The organism is Saccharomonospora iraqiensis subsp. paurometabolica YIM 90007 (genome assembly GCF_000231035.2).
Classification (GTDB): Bacteria; Actinomycetota; Actinomycetes; order Mycobacteriales; family Pseudonocardiaceae; genus Saccharomonospora; species Saccharomonospora paurometabolica.
The window spans coordinates 39,213-39,536 of sequence record NZ_KI912236.1 but is presented as its reverse complement, the minus strand read 5'-3'; the positions used below and the strand labels follow the sequence as shown (position 1 = coordinate 39,536).

The following is a 324-nucleotide window of genomic DNA, read 5'->3' as shown; positions in this document are numbered from 1 at the left end:
CCACGGCCGTGCCCCGAGGTCGTCGAACAGCGTCCTCGCCGTGCGCAGGTGTTCCCGTGCCCGGACGGGGCGGCGGTGCCGGCGTAGCCACCGGCCGTGGGCGAGTGCGGTGCGGGCGTGCTCGAAGGGGGCGCCGTGCCCGTCGGAGTCCCGGTCGTGCCGGTGCAGGTGGAGGGCCTGTTCGAACAGCCACCCCGCGTCGGTGCCCGCCCCGTCGGGCACGTCGCCGGTGTCGGCGAGCGCGGCCACCGTCTCCGCGGGCCCGTCGCCGTCGTCCGCCGGTCCGGCCTCGGCGTCCGTGGCGAGCTGGGCCAGGCACCGCAG

Annotated in this window: 1 protein-coding gene; it reads right to left on the bottom strand. The window is 78.7% G+C overall.

The window, feature by feature from the left end; genetic code table 11:
* A partial coding sequence (locus SACPADRAFT_RS32750; protein ID WP_028662411.1) for a hypothetical protein occupies nt 1–324 on the bottom strand: 324 nt, incomplete at both ends.